Origin of the sequence: Edaphobacter sp. 12200R-103 (genome assembly GCF_010093025.1) — a bacterium.
Lineage (GTDB): Bacteria > Acidobacteriota > Terriglobia > Terriglobales > Acidobacteriaceae > Edaphobacter.
Map to the genome: position 1 here is coordinate 3,374,244 of NZ_CP048114.1, position 24,407 is coordinate 3,398,650.

At 60.9% G+C, this 24,407-nt stretch carries 21 protein-coding genes, 1 pseudogene and 1 riboswitch; of the genes and pseudogenes, 8 read left to right on the plus strand and 14 right to left on the minus strand.

Annotated features, from left to right (window positions below; genetic code table 11):
* Positions 1–50 precede the first annotated feature (50 nt).
* Both GWR55_RS14070 and GWR55_RS14075 read left to right on the plus strand, forming a co-directional pair.
* Positions 51–974, plus strand: coding sequence for a LysR family transcriptional regulator (locus GWR55_RS14070; RefSeq protein ID WP_162402820.1), 924 nt, complete (start codon positions 51–53; stop codon positions 972–974).
* A gap of 171 nt (positions 975–1,145) precedes the next feature.
* The gene (locus tag GWR55_RS14075) at positions 1,146–2,057 is read left to right on the plus strand and encodes an NADP-dependent oxidoreductase (RefSeq protein ID WP_162402821.1); all 912 of its coding nucleotides are present in this window, start codon (positions 1,146–1,148) and stop codon (positions 2,055–2,057) included.
* Between the two features lie 113 nt (positions 2,058–2,170).
* Here GWR55_RS14075 and GWR55_RS14080 read toward each other — a convergent pair whose 3' ends face one another.
* The 7 genes from GWR55_RS14080 to lpdA form a co-directional block, all read right to left on the minus strand.
* Positions 2,171–4,171, minus strand: a complete 2,001-nt coding sequence (locus GWR55_RS14080; RefSeq protein ID WP_162402822.1) for a 2-oxo acid dehydrogenase subunit E2 — start codon at positions 4,169–4,171, stop codon at positions 2,171–2,173.
* A 186-nt stretch (positions 4,172–4,357) separates the two neighbouring features.
* Positions 4,358–4,678, minus strand: a complete 321-nt coding sequence (locus tag GWR55_RS14085) for a hypothetical protein (protein ID WP_162402823.1) — start codon at positions 4,676–4,678, stop codon at positions 4,358–4,360.
* Entirely contained in the window at positions 4,675–5,223 is a 549-nt protein-coding gene (locus GWR55_RS14090; protein ID WP_162402824.1) for a hypothetical protein, read from the minus strand. The genes GWR55_RS14085 and GWR55_RS14090 overlap by 4 nt, the downstream gene beginning before the upstream one ends.
* Positions 5,224–5,677: 454 nt before the next feature.
* Positions 5,678–6,424: a lipoyl(octanoyl) transferase LipB gene (gene lipB / locus GWR55_RS14095; protein WP_162402825.1), complete on the minus strand. Its 747-nt coding sequence runs from the start codon at positions 6,422–6,424 to the stop codon at positions 5,678–5,680.
* A 44-nt stretch (positions 6,425–6,468) separates the two neighbouring features.
* Positions 6,469–8,520 (minus strand): DNA/RNA helicase domain-containing protein, encoded by a 2,052-nt coding sequence (locus GWR55_RS14100; protein ID WP_162402826.1) that lies wholly within the window; start codon positions 8,518–8,520, stop codon positions 6,469–6,471.
* A 394-nt stretch (positions 8,521–8,914) separates the two neighbouring features.
* Positions 8,915–9,238 carry a hypothetical protein gene (locus GWR55_RS14105; protein WP_162402827.1) on the minus strand — a complete coding sequence of 108 codons (324 nt, stop codon included), beginning with the start codon at positions 9,236–9,238 and terminating at the stop codon, positions 8,915–8,917.
* Positions 9,239–9,474: 236 nt separating this feature from the next.
* Positions 9,475–10,896 carry a dihydrolipoyl dehydrogenase gene (gene lpdA, locus GWR55_RS14110; protein WP_162402828.1) on the minus strand — a complete coding sequence of 474 codons (1,422 nt, stop codon included), beginning with the start codon at positions 10,894–10,896 and terminating at the stop codon, positions 9,475–9,477.
* Between the two features lie 224 nt (positions 10,897–11,120).
* Between lpdA and GWR55_RS14115 the strand changes: the two genes are divergently transcribed.
* The 3 genes from GWR55_RS14115 (at position 11,121) to GWR55_RS14125 (ending at position 15,096) form a co-directional block, all read left to right on the plus strand.
* On the plus strand, positions 11,121–12,767 hold the full coding sequence (locus GWR55_RS14115; RefSeq protein ID WP_162402829.1) for a GMC oxidoreductase: 1,647 nt from the start codon (positions 11,121–11,123) through the stop codon (positions 12,765–12,767).
* A gap of 105 nt (positions 12,768–12,872) precedes the next feature.
* A complete protein-coding gene (locus GWR55_RS14120; RefSeq protein ID WP_238398426.1) occupies positions 12,873–14,102 on the plus strand; it encodes a nitrogen regulation protein NR(II) in 1,230 nt (409 codons plus the stop codon).
* Between the two features lie 16 nt (positions 14,103–14,118).
* A complete protein-coding gene (locus GWR55_RS14125; protein WP_162402830.1) occupies positions 14,119–15,096 on the plus strand; it encodes a nucleoside hydrolase in 978 nt (325 codons plus the stop codon).
* 250 nt (positions 15,097–15,346) lie between these two features.
* Here GWR55_RS14125 and GWR55_RS19330 read toward each other — a convergent pair whose 3' ends face one another.
* From GWR55_RS19330 to GWR55_RS14150, 6 genes and pseudogenes are all read right to left on the minus strand, one after another.
* On the minus strand, positions 15,347–15,694 hold the full coding sequence (locus GWR55_RS19330; RefSeq protein WP_238398427.1) for a ketopantoate reductase C-terminal domain-containing protein: 348 nt from the start codon (positions 15,692–15,694) through the stop codon (positions 15,347–15,349).
* 212 nt (positions 15,695–15,906) lie between these two features.
* A pseudogene (locus tag GWR55_RS19335) lies at positions 15,907–16,266 on the minus strand (2-dehydropantoate 2-reductase N-terminal domain-containing protein); the annotation flags it as partial.
* A 458-nt stretch (positions 16,267–16,724) separates the two neighbouring features.
* Positions 16,725–17,714 carry a porphobilinogen synthase gene (gene hemB, locus GWR55_RS14135; RefSeq protein ID WP_162402831.1) on the minus strand — a complete coding sequence of 330 codons (990 nt, stop codon included), beginning with the start codon at positions 17,712–17,714 and terminating at the stop codon, positions 16,725–16,727.
* Between the two features lie 233 nt (positions 17,715–17,947).
* Complete coding sequence (locus GWR55_RS14140; RefSeq protein WP_162402832.1) at positions 17,948–19,249, minus strand: alpha/beta fold hydrolase; 1,302 nt, start codon at positions 19,247–19,249, stop codon at positions 17,948–17,950.
* 42 nt (positions 19,250–19,291) lie between these two features.
* Positions 19,292–19,711, minus strand: coding sequence for a hypothetical protein (locus GWR55_RS14145; protein WP_162402833.1), 420 nt, complete (start codon positions 19,709–19,711; stop codon positions 19,292–19,294).
* A complete protein-coding gene (locus GWR55_RS14150) occupies positions 19,708–20,055 on the minus strand; it encodes a PadR family transcriptional regulator (protein ID WP_162402834.1) in 348 nt (115 codons plus the stop codon). Before GWR55_RS14150 ends, GWR55_RS14145 begins: the two co-directional genes overlap by 4 nt.
* Positions 20,056–20,321: 266 nt before the next feature.
* Between GWR55_RS14150 and glyA the strand changes: the two genes are divergently transcribed.
* The 3 genes from glyA to GWR55_RS14165 all read left to right on the plus strand — a co-directional run bounded on the left by glyA (position 20,322) and on the right by GWR55_RS14165 (position 23,787).
* On the plus strand, positions 20,322–21,599 hold the full coding sequence (glyA, locus tag GWR55_RS14155; protein ID WP_162402835.1) for a serine hydroxymethyltransferase: 1,278 nt from the start codon (positions 20,322–20,324) through the stop codon (positions 21,597–21,599).
* A 270-nt stretch (positions 21,600–21,869) separates the two neighbouring features.
* The gene (locus GWR55_RS14160) at positions 21,870–23,198 is read left to right on the plus strand and encodes a lactate racemase domain-containing protein (protein WP_162402836.1); all 1,329 of its coding nucleotides are present in this window, start codon (positions 21,870–21,872) and stop codon (positions 23,196–23,198) included.
* 103 nt (positions 23,199–23,301) lie between these two features.
* Positions 23,302–23,787, plus strand: a complete 486-nt coding sequence (locus GWR55_RS14165) for a DUF4126 family protein (protein ID WP_162402837.1) — start codon at positions 23,302–23,304, stop codon at positions 23,785–23,787.
* Positions 23,788–23,971: 184 nt separating this feature from the next.
* On the opposite strand, the gene sugE is transcribed toward GWR55_RS14165, so the two are convergent.
* Positions 23,972–24,307: a quaternary ammonium compound efflux SMR transporter SugE gene (gene sugE / locus GWR55_RS14170; protein WP_162402838.1), complete on the minus strand. Its 336-nt coding sequence runs from the start codon at positions 24,305–24,307 to the stop codon at positions 23,972–23,974.
* Positions 24,308–24,316: 9 nt separating this feature from the next.
* Positions 24,317–24,381: riboswitch (guanidine-III (ykkC-III) riboswitch) on the minus strand.
* Positions 24,382–24,407 lie beyond the last annotated feature (26 nt).

A 24,407-nucleotide genomic window follows, 5' to 3' on the forward strand; every position in this document is an offset into this window, starting at 1 on the left:
GATTCCCGAACGGAAGCCGCGTTCAGATGCGGACGACTGGAAAGAACATCATGCGTTTTCTTGCAGATTTGGCGCTCTTCGTGGAGGTTGCGAACACGCGGAATTTCGGGCGCGCGGCAGCGGCGTTGGGCATGCCCGCGTCGACGCTTTCACGACGCATCAGCGCACTTGAGCGCGAATTGGGCTTCCATCTCATTCATCGCTCGACACGGACCTTCCAATTAACTGACGCGGGCCAGGCCTGCTACGAGCAGTCCAAGGCTCTCGTCGCAGAAGCCATGCGCATTCAGGAGGATGTGACGGGGATCGCCCCCAGGGTCTCCGGACGTATCAAGGTGGGCGTGCCGTTCGATTTGGCGCAGACCATCTTCCTTCCTCTTTTCGCCCGCTACATGCTCGAACATCCTGATACGTCCATCGAGATACTTTCCATTAGCGGCCATCCCAATCTTCTTACCGAAAGCCTCGATCTAGCGATCCTCGTCAGTCATCAGTTGCGTTTGCCTGATTCATCGTTCTGGTCCCGCCGGGTCGGTACCTTTCCTCGCCGCCTGTTTGCTTCTCAGGAATATCTTGCGAAGCACAAGAAGATTAAAGATCCGGAAGAGCTAGCCCAACACTCCTGTATCCGCCTCGTTCATGGGGAAGCCCTCAGCCAGTGGGAGTTGCGCCGGGATCGCGAACATCGGATCGTGAAGGTGAGTGGCATGGCCAGCGCAAATTCGGTGGGGATGACGGCAAAGCTGTCGAAGGAAGGCGTGGGCATTGCGGTTCTGCCCGACTTCCTGGCGACGCATCCCGGATTCGGGGACGGACTGACGAGTCTGCTCGACGACTGGCAGGCCGTTCCAGCCCATGTCTTTGCGGTGACGCCTTCCAAGATGCAGCCTGCTCGTGTTCAGAAGCTCGTCAGCTTCATCAAAAAGCATTTCGAAACCATGCTGAACGATCTCAGTCCTGCCCGCAGATCGTAGCCGGACATGCCACGAATCGCCAAGGATGCTACCCCGGCCCAGCGTCCTGCTTTTCTTCCATAATCGCAATTCTGTTTTCCATTACATATTGACGCATGTCTCCTCTCTGCCGCGTCTCTTGTACCGAACCTGCCGCGAGGTTCGCGGTGCAACTTTGAAGGGAGAAGGACAATGAAAGCACTACGCATCAATGACTATGGGGCGCCTCTTCACGTGGACGAGGTGCCGATTCCGTCTCCTGGTCCCGGACAGGTGCTGGTCGAGAACGAGTTCACGAGCATGAACGGTGTCGATCCAGGGCGCGGTCTGGGTTTTTTGCGCCAGGTCTTCCCGCTGCAGTTTCCATGGACGCCTGGAGGCGATGTAGCGGGTCGAGTGGCTGCCGTGGGTGAAGGAGTTACGGTTTTTAAAGTGGGCGATGAAGTATTTGGCTACACAAGAGAAGCCGGCGCCTATGCCGAGTTTGTGGTCGTGAATGCTGCCAACCTGGCCCACCGACCTGCGGCCATCGCAGCCGAAGTAGCGGCCGGAATCGCACTCGTAAGTCAAACCGCGACGCAGATGTTGAGGCTCTCGAAGATCAAGGCAGGGCAGACGCTGCTGATCCTAGGCGCGTCAGGGGGTGTGGGATCGCTTGCGGTGCAGCTGGCACGAAATGCCGGAGTTCATGTGATCGCCACCGCGCGTCAGAGCAAGTCCGCTGCGCTTCAGCAGTTGGGAGTGGCACGTGTGATCGACCTTACCCGGGAACGGATGGAAGATATTGGGCAATGTGACGCTGTGCTCAATCTGGTGGGAGGAGACACGGTCGTTTCTTCCTACGCACGGGTGAAGCCGGGCGGCGTTGCGGTCACGGCGAATCGACCGCCAATCGCGGAAGAGGCCGCGCGTCTGGGGATCGAAGCCGCCTTTGTTGAGACCAACGTTACAACCGAAGGGCTGAATAGCTTCGCCATTTTAGTCACTGGGGGAAAGATCAAGCCGCAGATCGCTTCTATTGAAACACTGTGGTCCCCCGCCTCACTGTGGGAGAAGCGCGAGAGCGACGGAATAGGGAAGATCGTCTTTTCGATCCGATCCTGACAAGTCGGCTTAGCGGAAGTGAAAGCCAAAAAAGCGGCGGCTCCGAGAAGGAACCGCCGCCTGATATTGCACCGAAGGCGCGCAAAGCGCGCGTCCCGCCGTGCGCGTAGCACCTAGCCGATATCTTCGGACCAGTTTTCGAGGTACTGCTTGAAGTCGGTCATGAACTTGCCGGCATCGGCTCCGTCGACGATGCGGTGATCGAAGCCCAGCGTGAAGCGCTGAACCGTGTGGATCGCGATCGATTCGTTGCCTTCCTTGTCCGTCACGACCACGGGCTCCTTCGTCATACCGCCGATGCCCAGGATGGCGACCTGCGGCTGGTTGATGATCGGCGTTCCGAACTCCTCGCCGAAGATGCCGGAGTTGGTCAGGGTGAAGGTTCCGCCGGAGACCTCGTCGGGAGCCAGCTTCTTCGAGCGGGCGCGGTCGGCCAGGTCGATGATGGCGCGGGTTACGCCGAGGAAGTTCTTCTCCTCCGCCTGCTTGATGACCGGGACGATCAGGCCCCACTCCAGCGCGACGGCGATGCCGACGTTGATGTTCTTGTTGTAAAGGATGGCATCGCCCTTGACCGAGGAGTTGACCACCGGATGCTTGCGCAGCGCGACCACGGCAGCGCGGGTGATGAACGGCATGTAGGTCAGCTTGACGCCGTTGCGCTGCTCGTACTTGTTCTTCTCCTTCTCGCGCAGCTTGACGATGCGGGTCATATCGACCTTGAAGACGGTGTGGACGTGCGGCGAGGTCCGCTTGGATTCGACCATGCGCTGCGCGATGATGGTGCGCATCTTCGACATGGGGACCAGCTCGCCGGGCTGCGGCTGAGCGGCGGCCGGAGAAGCCGCCTTAGGCGCCGATGGAGTTGGCGCTGAAGATGGGGCACCCGGTGTTGTGGCTGCACCCGTTGTTGCGGCGGCAGCAGGAGCAGCAACGGCGGCAGGCTTCGCGCCGCCAGACAGGTGGCCGAGGATGTCTTCCTTGGTGATGCGTCCGGCAGATCCCGTTCCCGCGACCTGCGAGAGGTCCACGTTGTTCTCCGAGGCGATCTTGCGAACCAGCGGCGACGAGCGTCCGCGCTCCCCGACAGAAGCCGAGCCCACCATCGTCTCCGATGAAGCCGGAGCCGAAGATGGGGCACCCGTAGTTGCGGCAGGGGCTAGGGCGGCAGCAGCCTGACCTGCGCCTCCGCCGATGACGGCGACCACGGTATTAATCCCGACGGTAGCGCCTTCCTGCACCTTAATCTCGGTCAGGGTTCCGGCGGCAGGCGAAGGAATCTCCGCATCGACCTTGTCGGTCGAGATCTCGAAGATCGGCTCGTCACGCTGGACGGTGTCACCCACCTTCTTCAGCCACTTGGTGATGGTGCCTTCGGTGATGGATTCGCCCATCTGCGGCATCAGGACCTCGGTGCCCGGTCCGGCAGCGGCCGAGCCCACCTTAGCCTCCGGCGTTGCCGGGGCACCCGTTGTTGCGGCGGGTGCAGGGGCCGGGGCGGCGGCAGCCTTGCCAGCGCCTCCGCCAATCACGGCGACCACGGTATTAATCCCGACAGTAGCGCCTTCCTGCACCTTAATCTCGGTCAGGGTTCCGGCGGCAGGCGAAGGAATCTCCGCATCGACCTTGTCGGTCGAGATCTCGAAGATCGGTTCGTCACGCTGGACGGTATCGCCCACTTTTTTCAGCCACTTGGTGATGGTGCCCTCGGTGATCGATTCGCCCATCTGCGGCATTAGAACCTCGGTGCTGGAGCCCTCGGAGGCAGCAGCAGGGGTAGCCGGAGCAGCCGCAGGCTCCGATGCCGCCGGGCTCGCCTGCGCGGGTGCCGGAGCCGCAGTGGCGGCAGGAGCGGCAGCCGCTGCGGAAGCACCGCCAGCGCTCTCAATGATGGCGACGACGGTGTTAATGCCGACCGTGGCGCCTTCCGCCACCTTAATCTCTTTCAGCACGCCGGCCTCGGGCGAAGGAATCTCGGCATCGACCTTGTCGGTCGAGATCTCAAACAGCGGCTCATCGCGCTGGATGGGATCGCCCGGCTTCTTGAGCCACTTGGTGATGGTGCCTTCCGTGATGGATTCTCCCATCTGCGGCATAAGTACGTCAGTCGGCATGTATTTCTCCCTCAAACAGTTACGGGCGGGGCACTTGAACGGCACTCCGTCCTGGCCCGGCCGAACCGGGCATACGAATCGGATTATACGGTGATTTCAACAGGGCTGGCGCGGTTCGGGTGCGGTTAGCGAACCGTTTGGCCCGCGAGTGCGACCAGGTCAATCCGGAAAGATCGCCCGCACCCTTTACAAGAGCCGTACCAGTGGGGGGAAGGTCAGGAGAAGGCCACCTCCCAGTAACACCAACGCGACCTTTACCGCGAAGGAGGAAGACGGCGGTCGCCTGCTCCAGAGATACGACAACGCTGCCCACGACAGGAGAAAGATCAGAGTGCCGAAGACAAGCACCCCGCTCAGCGCTCCCGACGGCGGATACACGCCAAGCAGACGGTTGATCGCCGGACTGCTGTTGCCCAGAAGATAGAGCAGACCGAAGGCGAAGCACCCGGCCGACGATGCCACCAGCATGGAGCAGGCCGCCACGTAGTTCGGAAGGTCTTTGTTCATCGCGCCTCCATGGCTGAAACCGCCGCTGCATCCGTAACTGGAGCCGCCTTGTTCAGAAATGCTCCTGTGAGCCCGGCGATCCCGGTGGCGAAGAGCGCGGTCGCTGCAAAGACAAGGACTCCGAGACGGAGCGGCGGGTGTTCGCGCAGAGCGGTGCGGCAGCGCGTCAGAAGGTAGACTGCGGCCATAAAGGCAAGCGGCGCAATCAGGGCTACGTGTTCCTTCCACTCCATGCCGAGCGAATGAAGCGGTGCTGTCGAAGCATGCGAGAGAAGGAGCGTTCGCGGATACCTATGGATGTCCGCGCCGGCAGGCTGAGGAGCCCGGTACCACGGATAGACCAGAAAGGTCCCGCTGAGCACAGCGGCCCATCCGAAGATAGCCGCACCGGCAAGATAGAAGCGCTCCCAGAGGGGAAGAGTCTCCGGCAGGGGCTGATGCCTGTGATAGCGAAGGCTCTCAAGGAGCAGAGCATACGACGCCAGCAGAAAAAAGACCCCGAAGAACAGGCCGTGCAGTTCTGTCCACAGCGGATGATGGCCCATCTCGATCGAAACCCCTCCAGAAGCAATGTAGCTTATGCCGAATGTAGCCGATCGAAGGCAACAGGTAAATGAAAGGTTCCGGGGCGTGCCATCCAACGTACCGTTCTTGCTTTCTACCGAAAGTCCCGGACAGGACCGGAAAGCAGCAGATTTCTCCACGACGCGCTCAAAGCGCTCCGATCGGAATGACACTTTCTGAAGAGGAACGGGACGAATCGTCTAGTTGGTGGATCCGAGGTTCGTTGAAGGATAACCGCAGATCTTTCGACTCCGTTTGGCCCAAAAACGGCCAAACTCCGCTCAAGATGACACTGCAAAATAGGGTGCGAACTTAAGACTCAAGACACTTAGGAGCAATTTTGCCGACACGCCTGGAACCGGCAGATGAATTTGACGACACCGCCTGGCCTGTTAAATCTCGGCAAAAAATATCGCGGAGCAGTGACCGCCGCTCCTACAGAGCCGCAACGCCCAGCAATGCATCGAGCGAGCCGGCAAGAATCTGGCGCTCAAAGACGCGTCCGAACGCACGTCCGGTCGAGTGGGTGGCATTCTCCATGGTCGGCTGCCGCGAGGGATCGTCCGTCGCCTGGGCCTCGAGCTCGAGGCTTGTGACTGTCCGGTCGGTGATGCCGCAGGGAACGATCAGGTTGAAGTCCCTCAGGTCGGTCGTCACATTCAGCGCAAAGCCATGCGAGGTCACGCCCTGTGAGACATGGATGCCCATTGCGCAGATCTTCTTCTCCTCGACGGAGCCCGAGGCGATCGTCCAGACGCCGGTGCGTTTTGCGATGCGCTGCGCCGGGACACCGAAGTCGTAACAGACGCGAATGATGACCTCTTCCAGCAATCGCATGAAGTCGACGGGGCCAAGGTGCGGACCTTTCTTGCCGGGAAGATCGCCGCGCAGGTCGAAGATGGGGTAGCCGACGAGCTGACCGGGGCCGTGATAAGTGACGTCGCCGCCGCGATTGATCTCGTGCAGCTCGACGCCGCGTGCTGCGAGCAGGTCGTCGTTGGCCAGGATGTTCTCGCGGTGCGAGTTGCGGCCGAGGGTGAGCACGGGCGGGTGCTCGAGCAGCAGCAGTGTGTCGCCAATCCGCCCAGACTTCCGCGCCTCCACGACTTGCCGCTGCGCTTCCAGCCCCTTTGCATACGGTACACGCCCCAGCTCCAGCAGATGAATGTAACCTTGGCTCACAGCTCTATTATCCGCTGATCTACTCGAGCTGCGAAAAAGGTTGGTTACTCGAAGAAAGATCCCAGCTCGATGAGTTCTTCCTTTTGAGGAGGTGCAACTTCATCCAGCGGAAGCACGCCACAGTCCATCAGGAACCCTGCCGTGCGGTCGAAGTCCTCGGGCACATTCGTCGCATCGTCGGAAGAGCCCTCCGGAACATAGATCACCATCCCCTGTCGGGCTCGAGTGAGCAGCACACGGTAAGCATTCTTTCGATACTTTCTCTTGTCCGGGCTCTTGACCTCCGTCCACTTGCTCATGGGCCCATGGCGAAGCGTCCGCAGACGCCATTCGCCTCCGCTCCAGATCATGTCTCCACCCCAGCAAAGACCGATCCAATCCAGCTCAAGCCCCTGAATCTCGAACTCCGTTGCAAAGACTTCACAACGATAGCTGGAGCGCACATCGGTGGAGGGGGCCAGATACCAATGCTCCCATGGATATTCCGCGTGGAAGGATGAGCTCGGCTCCAGGCCCTCACTTCGCAGCCGCGCAGCACCCGACGACCCGACCAGGCCATAGCGAGTCTCTCCACGCCGCTGTGCGTGCAGATGCTCTCGCATTTTGGTCAGACTCCTCGTCAAAAATAGAGGGAATCGCTTCGACACCTCTAATTTTGAGGCCGCAACTGCATCTCCCTCAACGACGTGGTTGACCCAGGTTGCCAACGTCTCAGCCCGATGACTGCGATTCGAGGTTCGCAAGTGCAAATGCTCATGGGTCACAACGCTAAGATCAGCATTGGAATCCGTAAAGAGTTTCTGCTCAGCCGTCGAAGGGCCACCTGTCAACACCTCTGGCGACGCATAAATGGTCCAACGTTTCTTGCTGTCTCCGAGTGCGCGGCCCCACTCTTCGAGACCCGCCTCTCCGTCATTGATCTCCTGCCCGCCGCCTATCAGCGCGACAACAAAGGACCAGTCCTCGTGCCGCTCCATAATGCTGAGAAGCATCTCCGGCTCTGAATAATCGCGCTTGAACTTCTTCAGGTTCTGCGCACGATTCCAAGCACGCTGCGCTTCATCAAAGATGATCGCGTGGTTCGAGGGAGCGCCCTTGTCCTGGTCCGTGTAGGCCCGAGCAAAGATATGCACGTTTTCGATGAGCGTTCTCGCATGCTCCTTGGCCTCGTGCGCCCGCACACCCTGGCGCATGCTCTCCTGCGTGAACAGATGCTGCAGAACCATCACCAGCGGCCCGTTTCCGCTCATAAAGTGGATCGGATTATCGCGGTTCTCCGAAGCGTGCGCCAGTCCCAGGCCGACCAGAGTCTTGCCTGATCCAGGCACGCCCGTTAGGAAGCAGATCGCATGATGCTTTTGTTCGCGAGCGAGGTTCATGTAGTCCTGGATCGTCTGGCGCACCGACTCAATCTCATGCTCCGAAGCCTCTGACTGCGCAACCGCTCCCACCGATAGGCCGGACTTGAGCGCAAGTGCCGCCTCGATGATGCTGGGCACCGGAAAATACGGACTACGCTCCCACTCCTCCACGGCCAACTGGCCTTCAGCGTGTCGTTCAATCTCCAGCAGCAAAGGAGCGAGGTGCTCCCACGAACAGGTCATGACCGGTGCGATCCAGTGGAAAGGCATCTGCGGATAAAGCTCTCTCTGGCTCAACGCAACAAGATCGGGCATTGATCCTTGAGCCGAGACTAATACCGGCACAATGCGGCGATTCGCCGAAGCTTTGTGGAAGTAGTGAAGCAGAAGCAAGTATGTATCAACCTGCTGTCTGGCCGCAGAGGAAAGATCGCTCGTCTTCGCCTCGATGATGACGATTACGTCGCGAACCAACAGAACTACGTCGATCCTGCGCGCCTTTCGCGGCACCTCAAACTCCAGGACGACTCCCCATCTGTTTGCATCTGGTGTGCGAGCAACACAACTCCGCAACGTCTTCTGCAGGTGCTCTAAATCCCGCTGCCACGTGAGTGTCTGTTCGGTGTACTGCGAGGTGTATCCGTCTCCGGCGTACGAGGTCGCAAGCCTCGCTAAGAGGAACTCCGGGGACTCGTGCAGGAACTGCTCAACTTCTGCGAGATAGAAGGAGGCCATAGGTTGGTCGATGATCGTTGCCAGGATATCAACGGCTACAGGCCACACGAATGCGGACAATTCAAAGACATTACGACTTCCCAGCGTCTCGCTTAAGGGCACGGCTTCAGCCGTGCCGAAGAGACTTGTGTCGGATAGCGGCTTCAGCCGCTGAGGTCAGCTACCGCTTGCTGCGATAGCGCCCTCAGGGGCTGAAGCCCCTATCTTTTTCGCAGACATGTGCGGCACGGCTCAAGCCGTGCCCTTAAGCGAAGTGTGAGGAGCGCGAGTTGTTTTGTTGAGGCTGAGGCTGACTGCAAACCCGCATTTATTGTGAGACGTATTTGAGTGAGTCGCTTGGTTCAAGCCAAGCTAATATCGTGCGACTCTTATGCCGCCTACTTTCAAACGCATCTTACACCAAATTGGTGGTGGCAATTATTAGCCACATATAGCCCACGACAAAACACAACAATGTGCTGTAACCAAACACTTCGTTGAGTGTGTACTGGAAAGCGGTATGTGGGAAGCCATGCAGTACGTGCTCATAAGTCAATACTTGAGCTGCCATGAAACTCAATCCATAAATAACACTCATGGCAATCAGTATTAGCGGTGATGCATAAAACCAAGGCAAATGCCCACCTTGGCCATGCAAAGCTGAAGACCCAACAATCAGAACTATCGAACCCGTGGCAATACCGGTTATATATTCGGCAAGGCGGAGGAATTTGTTCATCAAAGGTTCGTAATCGCGTGGGTCTCCTGATGGGCCTAGCTTGTAGACGGGATGGATATTAAGTCTCCGACATATGAACCATGTGCAGACACCGATAAGCACTGATGTGATCGAACCACTAGCGCCAGCAAACAAGTGCATATATCGAGCTCCGACGTTGAATTTCTAACACCTGCACTAAATGAAATAAGGACCGCATACCTTGCGGTCCCCATTTGGCTTTTGCTCTCTTCCCGTTACACGTTGATGGCCTTACCCTCAACGCTGGCAAACGCATCGCTCAGCGACTCGGCCACCGTCGGATGAGCGTGTATCGTGAACATCATCTCCTCCACGGTGGCTTCTAACTGGATCGCCGTCACCGCCTCAGCGATGATCTCCGTCGCGTACGGCCCGATGATGTGGACGCCCAGAATCTCGCCGTACTTCGCATCCGAGACCACCTTCACGAAGCCGTCATGCGCGTCGAGAATCGTTGCCTTGGAGTTGCCGACGAACGGGAACTTGCCGACCTTGACGTTGTAGCCCTTCTCCTTGGCCTGCGCCTCGGTCAGACCCACGCTGCCGATCTGCGGCTCGGTGTAGGTGCAGCCCGGGATGCGGTTGCGGTGGATGGGCTTGGCGTACTTGCCCGCGATGCGCGCCGCTACGACCATGCCGGCCATCATGCCGGTGTGCGCCAGCTGCGGCATGCCGCCGACGATGTCGCCGATTGCGTAGACGCCGGGCTCGGTCGTCTCCATCCACTCGTTCGTCATGATGAAGTTGCGCTCGGGCTTGATGTTCGTCTTCTCCAGTCCGATGCCCTCTGTGCGTGGTGCGCGGCCAACCGCCATCAGGACCTTTTCGGCCTCCTTCGACTGCTGCTTGCCGGTCGAATCCGTCCACGTAACCTTAGCGCCGCCCTTGGTCTTCTCGATCTTCGTGTCCTTGATGGAGGTCTGCACCTCGATGCCGCGCTTCTTGAACTGACGCAGCAGCTCCTTCGAGACTTCCTCGTCCTCCACCGGAACGATCCGGGGCAGCACTTCGAGAATCGTCACGTCTGCGCCAAAGCTCTTGAAGATCGAGCCGAACTCCACACCCACCGCGCCCGAACCGATCACGATCAGCGACTTCGGTGCCTCGGCGATCTTCAGGATCTCGTAGTTCGTCAGGATGGTGTCGTCGGGCTTGAAGCCGGGCAGCACGCGAGCGTCAGAGCCCGTCGCGATAACGACCTTCTTCGCCTTGATCGTCTCCTGCTTGCCGTCGGCCAGCTTAACGTCAATGGTATGAACGCCGTCCTTCGCCGGGCCGGTCAGCTTGCCGTAGCCCTTGAAGGTGGTGATCTTGTTCTTCTTCATCAGGAAGTCGAGACCCTTGGTGTGCCGCGTGATGACGTCGTCCTTGCGGGCCATGACCTGCTTCCAGTTCAGCTTCGGCTTGTCCACGCCCTCAATCCCGTAGGTGTTGGCGTGCTTCAGGTGGTCCCAGATCTCGGCTGTAAACAGCAGAGCCTTGGTCGGAATGCATCCCCACAGCAGGCAAGTTCCACCCAGCCTGTCATTTGCATCAATCAGGGCTACTTTCAGACCATACTGCGCCGCACGGATGCCGCAGGTATAACCCGCCGGACCGCCGCCCACCACCACCACGTCAAAGATCGTATCTGCCAAAACGTTCTCCTCTTCGATTCCCCAAACATTCTAGATTACAGAGCCTGTCAAGCCCCCACGCCGGGCGAACACCGCACCACGACCGCCGCTTTTCTCAAAAAAGCCCAAAAGTTCACCTGCACCGCAATTTAGGGGTAGACAAATTGCGATTTGAGGATAAACTTCCGTCCTGATACCGGGGCCCCGTAACAGAATCACACTCCGCCAGAAAGCAGAGCGAGATCATGATCCTGAACGGCACTGCCGTCGAGAACAACACCACCCTTCGCGCACAATATTGTGTTATCGGCTCCGGAATGGGAGGAGCCTCCGTCGCCTCCTCCCTCGCAAAGGCCGGCAAAGACGTCCTCCTGGTGGAAGCCGGAGGCAGCGAACGCTCCTCTTCGCCTCCAGTCTCGGCCGAGAGCACCGGACGGCCCTTCGGCATTCCGCTCACACGCTGCATCGAGCTTGGGGGAACCAGCAACGCCTGGCATGGCAACTCCAATCCTCTGGATGAGCAGGACTTCGCCCCCCGGCCCTGGCTCGACGTTGACGGCTGGCCGCTTACCCGGCAGGACCTCGATCCGTTCTATGAGAAGGCGGCCCTCCTGCTGGGAAATGACTCCTGCAGCGGCCTTAAGCCCAGCCTGTTGCCGCCCGCTGTTCATCGCAGTATCGGCCGCATCGACTTCAACCCCTCCATCCTGCACCCCAAGTTCCTCGAATATCGCAAGCCACCGCACCGGTGGAAGAATACCCTGCTCGAGCTCGCCCACAACGGTCGCCTGCGCTGCCTGCTTGGGACCTGCGCTCTCGAACTTCTGCCCGACGAGCATGGATCGAGGGTGGTGCGCCTCAAGGCCGGAGCCCCCGGCCGCACTTTCTTTCTCGAGGCCGAAACCTTCATCGTGGCCGCAGGCGCTCTGGAGACGCCCCGCCTGCTTCTCAACTCCCGCTCGCGCCACCCCGGGGGAATCGGAAACCAGCACGACCAGGTGGGCCGCTGCCTGATGGACCACCCCACCGGCCCCTTTTCCATGCTTCGCTTCCGGCGCATCCTCCGGGCCACCGCCTACTCCGACCATGCCCTGCCGGGCGGCGAGCGCTATGTCCGCGCGGCCCTTGCCCTGCAGCCCGAGCTTCAGGAGAGCCTCCAGACCTCCAATCATTACTTTATGATCCGCCCCTGCATCGGATCGCGGCACGTCCGGGGAGACCTCCGTCTCTCTTTCCTCGCCGCCCGGTCCATCCGCGATATCAACGTCCGCCAGGTGGCCGGAATCCTCAGCTCGCCCAACCTTCTCTATCGCATCCTTATCGCACGGCTCGGTGTCCCGGCGTTCTATCGCTATGGCGAGCTGTTCTTCATGGCGGAGCAGCTTCCCAATCCCAAGAGCCGCATCACCCTTTCCCCGGAACGGAAAGACGCCTTCGGCTATCCTGTCGCCTCCATCCACTGGAACCCGACCAGCGCCGACTTCAGGAGCCTCGAGAGCTTCGTCAATACGGCTTTCACCACCGGTCTTTCCTCACGCCACCACCGTATGGCCCACCAGGGAACCATCGAGGAGTGGATCGACAGCTTTACCTCGGCTGCGCACCATCTCGGTACGGCCCGCATGGCTGCAACGTCCACCCACGGCGTCGTTAACCCCAGCCTGCAGGTCTTCGGGGTGAACAATCTCTATCTCTGCGACGCCTCCGTCTTCCCGACCGCGGGGAGCGCGAATCCCTCGCTCACCATCACAGCGCTCGGAATACGTCTGGCCCAGCATCTGCTTCGGGATCAGGGGATTCAGAAGAGTTCCGTCCCGAGTCAGCTTCTCCAGAATTCGTCGATTTCAGAGCGGTCAATTCCAGTTTCGCTCAACGGGGCAGGGCCCAACTGAATCAGGCGCTTTTTCCGGTCGGGTCCTCTGTTCTCCAGCTAGACTATCCTTGCGCTGGGCCGGCTTTACTATAGACTTTCTCGCTGGTTCACGGAGCAGATACCGTTGAGCGACAAAAAGGACAGCAAAAAGAAGGTCATCGAACCCCTGCGTCCTCGGGAACCTGCACTGGCGATGACGGCCAAGGCCCGCCACTGGGAGCGAGCCTGGAAGGATCTGCGCGACTCCTCCGAACGGCTGGAAGAGCTGGCCGCCATCGTCTCCTCTTCCAACGACGCCATCATCGGCAAAGACCTTAACGGCATCGTCACCAGCTGGAACCAGGCTGCCACCCGCATCCTCGGCTACACCGCCGATGAGATGATCGGCCAGTCCATCCTCCGGCTTCTCCCCGAACATCTGCAGCCGGACGAGGCCGAGATTCTCCGCAAGATCCGCACAGGCGAGCGCATCGACCACTTCGAGACCGTGCGCCGCACCAAAAATGGCGAGCTGATCGACGTCTCACTGACCATCTCCCCGCTTCGCAACCAGCACGGAGTCATCATAGGGGCCTCGAAGATCCTGCGCGACATCTCGGCGGGCAAACGTGCTGAGCGATCGCTTCTGCAGGCCGAAAAGATGGCCGCTGCCGGAAGAATGGCAGCCACTATCGCGCACGAGATCAACAATCCGCTCGAGGCTGTCGTCAATCTGCTCTACCTGCTGCGCGACTCCGTTCACGATCCCCAGGGTGCGTCTTACCTGAAGACGGCCGAGGCCGAGCTGGCGCGCGTCTCCCACATTGCCCGCCAGACCCTCGGCTTCTATCGCGAGCATGGCTCCGCCAGAAAGACCTCGCTGGCCGAACTGGTCCGCCACATCATCGACGTGTATGAGCCCCGCTGCGCGTCCGCAGGAATCTCGCTGGAATACAGCCTGAACACCAGGCGGCAGCTTACCGTGCGCCGCGGCGAGATCATGCAGGTCGTCTCCAACATCGTCGTCAACTCCATCCACGCCCTGCCCAAAGGAGGCTCCCTCGGGATCGCCGTCCAGGACGTCTCGGATGGCGTCACGATCTCCATCCGAGACAGCGGCGCAGGCATCGCCGCCGACAATCTCGCGCGCGTCTTTGAAGCCTTCTTTACAACCAGAGCCTCTATTGGCACCGGTATCGGACTCTTCGTCTCAAAACAGTTCGTCGAAGGCCACGGCGGAAACATCACGATCGAGAGCAGCCAGGACAAACACCGCCACGGAACACTGGTCACCGTCTTCCTGCCCGAGATCACCACCTACGAGAGGCCCAACGCGCAGGATCAAGAGCAGCGCGAGGCGAACGTGTCTTCCTGAGAGCATCTTTCCCCATATGCCGACTTCACGCATCCTCGCCGCCGCTCTGCTGTTCCTCCTCGGGTTCCACAATGCGCCCGCACAGGCGCCCTCTCCCGATCGAGTCATCGTCGATACCGACATCGGCGACGACATCGATGACGCCTTCGCCGTCTCCCTCGCGCTCACCAGCCCGGAGATCTCTCTCGCCGGCATCTCGTCGTCCTGGGGGGATACCGCACTGCGCGCGCGCATGATCGACCGCATGCTCTGCGAGACCGGCCGCGACTCCATCGCGGTCAACGCCGGCGTCCCGACCCGCACGACCACCACCTTCTCGCAGGCCCCCTGGGCGCGCGCAGGCATCGCGCGGACTCACGGGGACGCCATCGCCTTTCTCCTCGACCAGATTCGCACACATCCCCACCAGCTCACCCTGCTCGCTCTCGGCCCGCTCACCAATCTTGGAGCCGCCATCGACCGCGACCCCGCGACCTTCCGCCAGCTCCGGCGCGTCGTCCTGATGGGAGGCTCCGTCCATCGCGGCTATGGCGTTTCCAACGCGCCGCCCGAGCCCGAGTACAACATCGCACGCGATCCCGCCGCCGCGCAGAAGCTCTTCCGCTCCGGCGTTCCGATCTTCATGCTTCCGCTGGACTCCACCCAGCTCAAGTTCGACGAGGCAAAGCGTTCGCAGCTTGCCTCCGTCAGCACGCCGCTCACCGACAGCCTTGAGGTGCTGATCGCCGAGTGGAGCCGCAGCTCCCACACTCCGACCCCGACTCTCTTCGACGTCGTTGCTGCAGCCTACGCCATCTCGCCCGAGACCTGCCCGATGACCCCGCTCCACATCGAGGTCGACGACAAGGGGATGACCCTGCCCACCGAAGGATCGCCCAATGCCCAGGTCTGCCTCCAGCCGCACCCCGAGGCACTGTTCCACCTGCTGATGCCGCGCCTGCTCCACCAGCACATGACCGGCAACAAGGTCTGCGTCGCGCGCTCAGTCGACTAACGCTGAGCGCTAGTGCATGAAGCAGGGGCCCCGCTGATCGTTCTAGCAAATTTCAATGGTGCCATCCTGAGCGCAGCGCAGCGAAGTCGAAGGATCTGCGGTCCTCTTACAGCTCTCCAAATTCTTCCGAGCGTATCAACGCAGATGCACGATAGCCACACATCCGGGTGCCCCATCTTCGACCGCACAGCGGGCTAAGGTGGGTTTTGCAGGATCTCCACCAACAGTCCAGCTCCACTCCCTGACGCGCTTACCCCTTCGCCATCTCCTCCAGCAGCGCCACCGCCATCGCGTTCGCCGGTGTAGGAATGCCATGCGCGCGGCCCTTGCGCACAATCGCTCCATTGCGCGCTGCCGTCTCCATCGGGCGGCCCGCCAGCCGGTCCGCGTGCAGCGAGTTGATCGAGTCGGGATTTCCCCTGCGGCACGCCGCCAGCACCTCTTCCGCGAACCCGTCCGGCAGCTCAGCTCCCTCGGCTCTCCCCACGGCAATGCACTCGCGCAGCATCTCCAGCGCGACCTCGCCGATGGCCTCCTCGCGGAAACCCCCGCGGGCTTCAGCAGCAGCGCAGGCAATGCTCCCACGGCGTTGGAGCACAGCTTCTTCCATGCCACGGTCGTCCAGTCCTCAACGGCGGCTGCGTCCACCTCGGCGCCTGCGAACAGCTCTACAAACTCCCGTCCCAGCAGGGATTCCGGAACCCGCAGACTCATCGGACCGCGCTGCAGAATACGGTCGCCTTCGGCGGAGGTGCTTCGCTCCGCCGGGCAGTCCACAATCACCGGAACGATCCTCTCCTTCGCGATGTACGGCGCAAACCGTTCGCGATGCTCCACGCCGTTCTGCAGGACCGCCACCGGAGCACCCGCCGCACATAGACCATCCAGCCATCGCGCCGAAGCCTCGGCATCGTACGTCTTGGTCGCAATCAGCACCCAGTCGACCGGCTTTGCCTGCTGCGGATCAAGCAGAATCTCCGCCTCGATCCTCCGGCTGCCCGCGGCCGCTTCCACCACAATCTGCCGCGGCCACCTGCGCAGACACAGCACAAGCTGATGCCTCCCCACCGCCTGCAGCAAAGAAGCCACCACCCCACCGATCGCACCCGCACCCACAATCGCAATTCGCGCCATGCCAGTGATTCTAGAATCCCCGGCGTCGACACACATCGCTCCTCACGAACAAAAGGGTGCCCCGCCTTCGCGAAGCTAAGGGATCGTGGCTGAACCGACAAACCGCAGATCCTTCGACTACGCTTCTCGCGATGAGGCCGCGAGAAGCTTCGCTCAGGATGACACTTCATTGGGGGTGTCGGGTGTCGGGTGTCGGGTGTCGGGTGCTGGGTGCTGGGTGCTGGCTGCGGGTGTCGGGTGCTGGGTGCTGGGTGCTGGGTGCGGGTGTCGGGTGTCGGGTGCTGGGTGCCCCACATCTCGATGCTGAGATGTGGGTTTGCAGGATGAATTCACCACCTGGGAAGTGTCATGCCGACCGAAGACGCAAAGTGCCGCAGCGGAGGAACCTGCCCTGAGCGAAGTCGAATGGGATCTGTTTCTTCACCCGGCTCACCAACCGCTTCCGCACCCCAGCCCGCCGCACCGGCAAAACACCCAACGAGTCAACAAAGCCCCTACCCCAGGACCTGTGCCGCATCCTTGGCAAAGTAAGTCACGATAAAATCGGCGCCCGCCCGCCGTATCGAGAGCAGCGACTCCATCATGGCGCGCTGCGGCTCCAGCCAGCCACGCTCGAACGCCGCGTGCAGCATCGAATACTCGCCCGAGACCTGGTAGGCCCCCATGGGCAGATCGAACCGCTGCCGCGCCTCGCGGATCACATCCAGATAAGGCATCGCCGGCTTCATCAACAGCATGTCCGCACCTTCGGCGATATCGAGCTCGATCTCGCGCATCGCCTCGCGCAGGTTCGCTCCATCCATCTGGTAGCTCCTGCGGTCGCCAAACTGCGGGGTCGAATCCGCCGCCTCGCGAAACGGTCCATAGAACGCGCTCGCAAACTTCGACGCGTAGCTGAGGATCGGCACGTCTTCCAAACTCGCCAGATCCATCGCCTCGCGCATCGCCGCCACGCGGCCATCCATCATGTCGCTGGGAGCAACGATGTCTGCACCCGCCCTGGCCAGCGAGGCGGCAGTCTTCGCCAGCAGCGCCAGACTGGCATCGTTGTCCACGTGGTAGTGGTCGCCGTCCCGCGCCACCACGCCGCAGTGGCCATGCGAGGTGTACTCGCACAGGCATACATCGGCCATCATCACCAGCGAATCCAGCGTTCGATTCTTCTTGAACGCCCGCAGCGCATTCTGCACGATGCCGTCATCGGCCCACGCACCGGTCGCCTCTTCGTCCTTCTGGGACGGAAGCCCGAAGAGCAGCAGACCACCCAGCCCAAGCGCGGCGCACCGCTCGGCCTCCTTCACGGCCTCATCCAGAGAAAGGTTGTAGACGTTCGGCATGGAGCCGATGGGCCTGCGAACACCCTCGCCCGGGCAGAGAAACAGCGGATAGATCAGCGCTCCCGGATGCAGATGCGTCTCGCGAACCAGCGAGCGCATCGCCTCGGTGCGGCGCAAACGGCGCATACGCGTAACAGGAAAGTTCATCTCTCCCAGTCTATCCCCGCCGGTATCGGCAGGCGAACCACCCAAGCACGCACGACACAACATGGGTGCCCCATCTTCGCCGCGAAGCGGCTAAGGTGGGTTTTGCAGGATGCCAAACGATCCTCCACTTTCACGGATTCCAAAAAGGTGTCATCCCGACCGAAGCGCAGCGCAGTGGAGGGATCTGCGGTTTGCCCGCACATCTAAAGCCTCCAAATCCAAGGCCAAAGCCCTCAAGGCAGCGTAGCGATAAACGCATTCATCTCCCGCAGCACATCTGCCTCATTCGAGAGAAACACATAATGATTCGCATTCGGAATCCTCACCACATGCGCCGAAGGCACCTCCCTCTCAAACGCCACTGCCTGCTGCTCCGTGTTCTTGTTGTTGGCTGCGATGAACGCTGCCCGCGCTGTGGGATTGTCTTTGAAGAGATTGCCGGGTTCATGCGGATCGGCAAAGATCGCCAGCACAGGCCCCTTGATCGTCGTGAACTTCATCACTCCGTCGATGATCGCCGCGCCCGCGGGAGGCGGCTTCGGCGCACCGGCAGGCGGTAGCGGCGCCGGAATAAGCTTCAAACGTTCCTCCCGAGCGTCTATACCCTTCTCCACCAGCTCAAGGTTTGTACGCAGCGCGGCCATGAATTGTTTCTCATCGGCGGGCATCTTGCCTGGAGTCAACATCCCCAGCCTCTCCCGTAACTCCTTGCCATCGATCTGCATATCCCCGTTCACTTCGTCGTAGAGCGCATACGAATATCCCGCATCCAGATAGATCAGTCCCGCCACGCGCTCCGGATGCCGCGTTCCCACATAACTCAGCTCCTCACCCGCGATCGAATGCCCCGCCAGGACAGGCTTTTCCAGATGCAGCGCATCGAGAACAGCCAGAACATCCTCGCCCATGCGCTCAGCGGAATAGTTCGTGTCATCCGGCACGGGCTTGCTCGATGCGCCAAAGCCGCGCCGCGTAATTCCATACACGTGGTACTTGTCCGTCAGCTTCGCGGCGAACTTGTCAAAGATGTGAGCGTCGTTGCCAAGGCCTGTCAGCAGAACCAGCGGCCGTCCCGTTCCGCCCCAGTCCAGCACCTCCAGCTTGACGTCCTTATCGACCGGGACGAACTGCACTGTATGTGGCGAAGCATCGACCTTCCACGCCGTCTCCGGAGTCGCGCGCTCAAAGGTCAGCGGCAGCGAATCTCCCTGGGTAAACGTTCCGGCAACCGTCTTTCCATCCGCACTCATCGTGCCTTCGTAGGAGGCGTGAAACTGGTCCACAGCAAACTTCAGCATCGAACCCGCGAAAGAGACGGACGTCATTCCTGCCGGGGTCGGTGTCTGGTCGATGCTGTACACCTTGCCCTTCAGAGCGCCGTCACCGCCACGTTCGATCTGCATGACGATGCGGAGCTTCTGTTTCGGCGTATTCAGAGTGCCCTGCCAGGCGCCGGCGATCTCCTGCGCCCGCACCGCCAGGGGAACTGCCATCAGAAGTCCTGCTGCAAAGAAACCCATCCCGCGACGGTTCATCACAACCTCCCAGCACAGCCCTCTCTTTTCAGAAGCGAAGATCTACATCCTGCTTTGTGCGCCAGGAGGGATCGAAACCACTGCCTGGATATGGGTGATAAACCATACGCCGTGGCTGCTGGGCTTGATCATCGAAACCCACGGCGCCAGCAGGATGCACAGGCAGAACCCTACATAGACCATCACCAGCATCGCCTGCGCGATCCTCTGGGCCGGCAGCGTGGACTCCACCTCAACGTAGTAGGCGACCGCCGCCGGCCGCCTGATCCTCGAGCTCACCTGCTGGCGCGCGATGGCGCACGCCGCATCCAGGAACAGCGCAGCACACCGGCTGTTGCGCATCTTCGCGCCGCGCATCTCTTCGTCGTAGATCCACAACATCTCATCTTCAAACTCGCCTCGAAACGAAGGCGGGTAGAGCCGAATCATGCCGCGATACGCGATGCGCAGAAGGTCCTTCATGCGTTGCGAGGTCTCCTCTCCTTCAGTCGTGACTGGGCGGTCGCAATCACGTCCCGCATCCGTTCCACCTCGGCCGCCAGCACCTCGCGGCCCGACGGCGTCATCCGGTAAAACCTGCGCTCCTCGTCCTTCGGCAGCGCCGACCGCGGAACATCCATCACCAGCTTCTGGTCCATCAGCTTCTTCAGGTTGTCGTACAGTGTTCCCGGGCCCAGCCGGTAGCTCCCCTGCGACTGCCGGGCAATCTCCTGGATAATCCCGTAGCCGTGGAGATCCTCACTCGCCAGTGCAAGCAGGATGTGGAGCGTCGCCGCAGAGAGAGGAGAATTGGAGGAGGTCTTCATAATCGGATTCCGACTATATCGCCACTCGACCTTCCGGCGCAAGGTCTTTTTTGAGATCCAGGGAAGCGCCGGACGGAGAGCGGCGACAGGGGCGTAGACCGGTGGCCGGACGAACGAAATACAGGAATTCTTCCCCCTGGAGGCTCAGAATGACGGTTATGGTGGGGGGTGCATCACCGCGGACCGGAGCGGGAGAAACCCGGGAACAAGACGCAAGCGCCGCCCCGGAAGTAGGTCTGCCGCCTTATCCGGCATAAAATATTCCTATGCCCATCGACCAGAACGCGCCGCTTGCCATCGCCGATCCCGAGATCGCCGCACAGATCGAAAACGAAGTCATCCGCCAGCACGAAGGCCTCGAGATGATCGCCTCTGAGAACTTCGTCAGCCGAGCTGTACTGGAAGCCGCCGGAACGGTCTTTACGAACAAGTACGCCGAGGGCTATCCCGGCAAGCGTTACTACGGCGGCTGCGAGTTTGCCGACGTGGTCGAGAACCTTGCGCGCGACCGCGCCAAAAAGCTCTTCAACGCCGAGCACGCCAACGTGCAGCCCTCGTCGGGTTCGCAGGCCAACGCCGCCGCGTACATGTCGATCATCAATCCCGGCGACACCGTACTCGGTCTTGATCTCGCTCACGGCGGCCACCTGACCCACGGGCACAAGCTCAACTTCTCCGGTAAGCTCTACCGCATCGTCGGCTACCAGGTCCGCAAGGACACCGAAACCATCGACTACGACGAGCTTGAGGCCAAGGCCATCGCTGAAAAGCCCAAGGTCATCGTCGGCGGAGGATCCGCCTATCCGCGCTTCTGGGACTTCGCCCGCATGCGCCAGATCGCCGACAAGGTCGGCGCGTATCTCTTTATCGATATGGCCCACTTCGCCGGTCTGGTCGCCGGGGGAGCGCATCCTTCGCCCGTGCCCCACGCCCACATCACCACCACGACGACCCACAAGACGTTGCGCGGGCCTCGCGCCGGACTCATCCTCTGCGGCCAGGACCTCGCTGCAAGCGTCGACCGCTCCGTCTTCCCCGGCCAGCAGGGCGGCCCGCTGGTCCACATCGTCGCGGCCAAGGCCGTTGCCTTCAAGGAAGCGCTCGATCCGGCCTTCTCGACCTACGCTCACCAGGTCGTCGCCAACGCCAAAGTTCTGGCCGAGGCTCTTGCGGGTGAGGGCTTCCGCATCGTCTCCGGCGGAACCGACAACCACCTGATGCTCGTCGATGTCTTCCAGAAGGGCATGTTCGGCTCAGAGGCGGAAAACGCGCTCGGCGCAGCCGGTATCACCGTCAATAAGAACGCCATCCCGTACGACACCAACCCGCCCATGAAGCCCTCGGGCATTCGCGTCGGAACCCCGGCCCTGACCACGCGCGGCATGAAGGAAGCCGAGATGCGACAGATCGCCACCTGGATCGCCCGCGCTCTTGAGAACCGTAACGATGAGGCCGCCCTTCGCAAGATTCGCGGCGAGGTCACCGAGCTGGCCGATCAGTTCCCCCTCTACACCTGGCTCCGCCAGCCCCAGCCCGTCGCGTAGGCCTGCATCCTCGCGAATAAAAAAGGCCTCTTACCGAGGCCCTTTTTATTTAGCGTCATTCTGAGGCGCAGTCGAAGAATCCCTGTATTTCTTTGCAGGATGTCCACGGAACCGCACACCCTCCAAGTAAAGTAAGACCGTGTGCCCCATCTTCGCGGCGAAGGCGCTAAGGTGGGCCTTCGAGCGAAGCTCGAACCGCTCCTCGCCAACCCAACACCCCACAAAGCGATTACACTGGTCTGACCACTCCCGCAAAGGATTCCTCTCAAAATGCCGTGGTTCACCGTCGAAGCCGATGCCATCCCCGCACAACAGGTTAAAGAAGCGGCCATCCGCCTCATCGACGAAGCACAGAAGCGGATCGCCCCCAGACTGAACCGCGTCCTGCTGTTACCGCCTGATCTCACCCGCGCGCACTCGGGGGTGGGAAAGATCACCGAGTGGGTCTACCAGGAGATCATGCGCCGTAACCCGGACGCCCACGTCCGCGTCATCCCCACCCTCGGCCAGCACGTCCCCCACACCGAGGCCGAAAACAGGTGGATGTTCGGCTCCATCCCGAACGACATCATCCTTGCGCACGACTGGCGCAACGGCGTCTCGCATGTTGGCACCATCCCTGCCTCGCTCGTTGCCGAGACCACCGGCGGCGTCGCCGACTGGGAGATCCCCGTCGACCTCAACTCCACCCTCATCGACCAGCCCTGGGACCTCATCGTCAATCTCGGCCACGTCGTCCCGCACGAGGTGCTGGGCTTCGCCAACCATAACAAGAACTACTTCATTGGTCTCGGCGGCAGGCAGACCATCTGCGCCTCGCATATCGCCGCCGCGGTCTATGGCATCGAGAACAACCTCGGCTGCCTGGTCACCCCCCTGCGCGCCTGCTTCAACTACGCGGAAGAGAAGTATCTCTCGCAGCTGCCCGACGTCTACCTCCAGATCGTCATGCAACGCGATGCGGAGAACCGCCTCGTCACCAGCGGCCTCTACATCGGCGACGATCTTGAGACCTACCTCCAGGCTGCCCGCCGCTCGCGTGAGCAGAACATCACCATCTTCGAAAAGCCAATCAGGAAGATCGTTGCTGTCATGCAGGCCGACGAGTTTCGCGCCACCTGGGTAGCCAACAAGGCCGTCTACCGCACCCGCATGGCCATCGCCGACGGTGGAGAGCTGCTGATCATCGCCCCCGGCGTCGAGCGCTTCGGCGAGCAGCCCGAGGTCGATGCCCTTATCCGCAAATACGGATACAAGGGAACCCCGCGCACGCTCGCTCTCTACAAGACGGAGGCCGACATGCAGGGTATCTCGCACGGCGTCGCCCATCTCATCCACGGCTCCAGCGAAGGGCGCTTTACCATCACCTACGCCCCCGGGCCCAGGATCTCCAAAGAAGAGATTGAGCAGGTCGGCTATCAGTACGCTGCGCTCGCGGAGGTCGAGAAGCGTTATGATGCCGCCGTCCTGAAGGAAGGCTGGAACACCATGCCCGACGGCGAAGAGGTCTTCTACATCAGCACGCCGTCAGCCGGCCTGTGGACCACGGAGGCCAAGCTGAACAACCCGGCGCGCAGAGATTTGTCCCGTTCCGCCTGAAGAAGCGCCTTTTCCCGAGACTTCCTCCGCTCTATGCACGTCCATCGATTGAGAGCGCCGAATAAGTGTGTACATTTGTTTCGGAAGGAGGAGTTCGCTTTTCATGACCCTTGAGGTCCTCACCTGGCTGATCGCGATCCCGATGCTCGGTTTCATTACCGGTATGCGCACCCTGACGCCGATCACCGTTCTCAGCTGGTTTGCGTGGCTGCACCTGCTTCCGCTCGACCCCTGGGCCACCTGGGCGGGCAAGCTCCCCGTCGTGCTCGGATTCACCCTGCTGGCCGCGATGGAATATGCTGCCGACAAGTACGGACGATCGCCGCGCCCTACGCGTCCCGCCGTCCTGCTGGTCCGCGTCTTCCTGGGCGGCCTGGTAGGCGCCATCATCGCCACCTCCCTCGACGCCCCTACCAGCGAAGGCATCATCCTCGGCGTCCTCGGAGCTCTGGTCGGGGCCTTCGTGGCCTATCAGCTTCGCCACCAGCTCACCAGCCGCCTCGGCTGCAAGGTCTGGCACATCACCCTCGCTGAAGATATCTTCGCCATCTTCTTCGCCATCTTCTGCATGGGCATCGTCACCGGCTGATGGCCGGGGCAATTGCCAGACCTCCTCCCTCCAAGACCCTTCAGAAGGTGTCATAGGGACTGTCGAAAGTGCATATTCCAAATCGGCTGTCACGAGTGCAGATTCCGAATCATCGGATTACGCAACTTCCATCATGCATCGCCGAGCGACTGCTATCGGATAGCAGACCTATGCCGATACGCCCCTAATGGCTGGTCAGCTTCAACCCGACGATCGAGATCAGCAGCAGCGCAAGAAATCCGATCCGCGGCGCGGAGGCAGGCTCATCGAAGAGAACGATCCCGAGGACCGCGGCTCCCATCGCACCGATTCCCACCCAGACCCCGTAGGCGGTTCCAATCGGGAGGCTCTCGCTCGCCTTCGCCAGCAGGTACATGCTGCCCGTAAGCGTCGCAATCGTAAAGATGGTGGGCCGCAGCCGCGTAAAGCCGTTCGTATACTTCAGGCCGATCGACCAGCAGACTTCAAGAAGCCCGGCGACGACAAGAATGGTCCAGGGAGATGATTTGAAAAAAGACATAGCGCAGCAGTAGCGTCGTCTTGTCCTAACCGGGTACGGCGCGTCTCGTCCGGAATGCCTGTTGTGGGATCGTCTGCCCGGATGGCAGACTGCCTATGAT

Bases quoted from the DNA above. Each gene is read 5' to 3' on its own strand.
- GWR55_RS14125 (WP_162402830.1), top strand. From the start codon at position 14,119: ATGCCGACTTCACGCATCCTCGCCGCCGCTCTGCTGTTCCTCCTCGGG.
- GWR55_RS14165 (WP_162402837.1), top strand. From the start codon at position 23,302: ATGACCCTTGAGGTCCTCACCTGGCTGATCGCGATCCCGATGCTCGGT.
- GWR55_RS14105 (WP_162402827.1), bottom strand. From the start codon at position 9,238: ATGAACAAATTCCTCCGCCTTGCCGAATATATAACCGGTATTGCCACG.
- GWR55_RS14150 (WP_162402834.1), bottom strand. From the start codon at position 20,055: ATGAAGACCTCCTCCAATTCTCCTCTCTCTGCGGCGACGCTCCACATC.
- GWR55_RS14160 (WP_162402836.1), top strand. From the start codon at position 21,870: ATGCCGTGGTTCACCGTCGAAGCCGATGCCATCCCCGCACAACAGGTT.
- GWR55_RS14115 (WP_162402829.1), top strand. From the start codon at position 11,121: ATGATCCTGAACGGCACTGCCGTCGAGAACAACACCACCCTTCGCGCA.
- GWR55_RS14100 (WP_162402826.1), bottom strand. From the start codon at position 8,520: ATGGCCTCCTTCTATCTCGCAGAAGTTGAGCAGTTCCTGCACGAGTCC.
- GWR55_RS14090 (WP_162402824.1), bottom strand. From the start codon at position 5,223: ATGGGCCATCATCCGCTGTGGACAGAACTGCACGGCCTGTTCTTCGGG.
- glyA (WP_162402835.1), top strand. From the start codon at position 20,322: ATGCCCATCGACCAGAACGCGCCGCTTGCCATCGCCGATCCCGAGATC.
- GWR55_RS14140 (WP_162402832.1), bottom strand. From the start codon at position 19,249: ATGAACCGTCGCGGGATGGGTTTCTTTGCAGCAGGACTTCTGATGGCA.
- GWR55_RS14145 (WP_162402833.1), bottom strand. From the start codon at position 19,711: ATGAAGGACCTTCTGCGCATCGCGTATCGCGGCATGATTCGGCTCTAC.
- GWR55_RS14080 (WP_162402822.1), bottom strand. From the start codon at position 4,171: ATGCCGACTGACGTACTTATGCCGCAGATGGGAGAATCCATCACGGAA.
- GWR55_RS14075 (WP_162402821.1), top strand. From the start codon at position 1,146: ATGAAAGCACTACGCATCAATGACTATGGGGCGCCTCTTCACGTGGAC.
- hemB (WP_162402831.1), bottom strand. From the start codon at position 17,714: ATGAACTTTCCTGTTACGCGTATGCGCCGTTTGCGCCGCACCGAGGCG.
- GWR55_RS14085 (WP_162402823.1), bottom strand. From the start codon at position 4,678: ATGAACAAAGACCTTCCGAACTACGTGGCGGCCTGCTCCATGCTGGTG.
- sugE (WP_162402838.1), bottom strand. From the start codon at position 24,307: ATGTCTTTTTTCAAATCATCTCCCTGGACCATTCTTGTCGTCGCCGGG.
- GWR55_RS14070 (WP_162402820.1), top strand. From the start codon at position 51: ATGCGTTTTCTTGCAGATTTGGCGCTCTTCGTGGAGGTTGCGAACACG.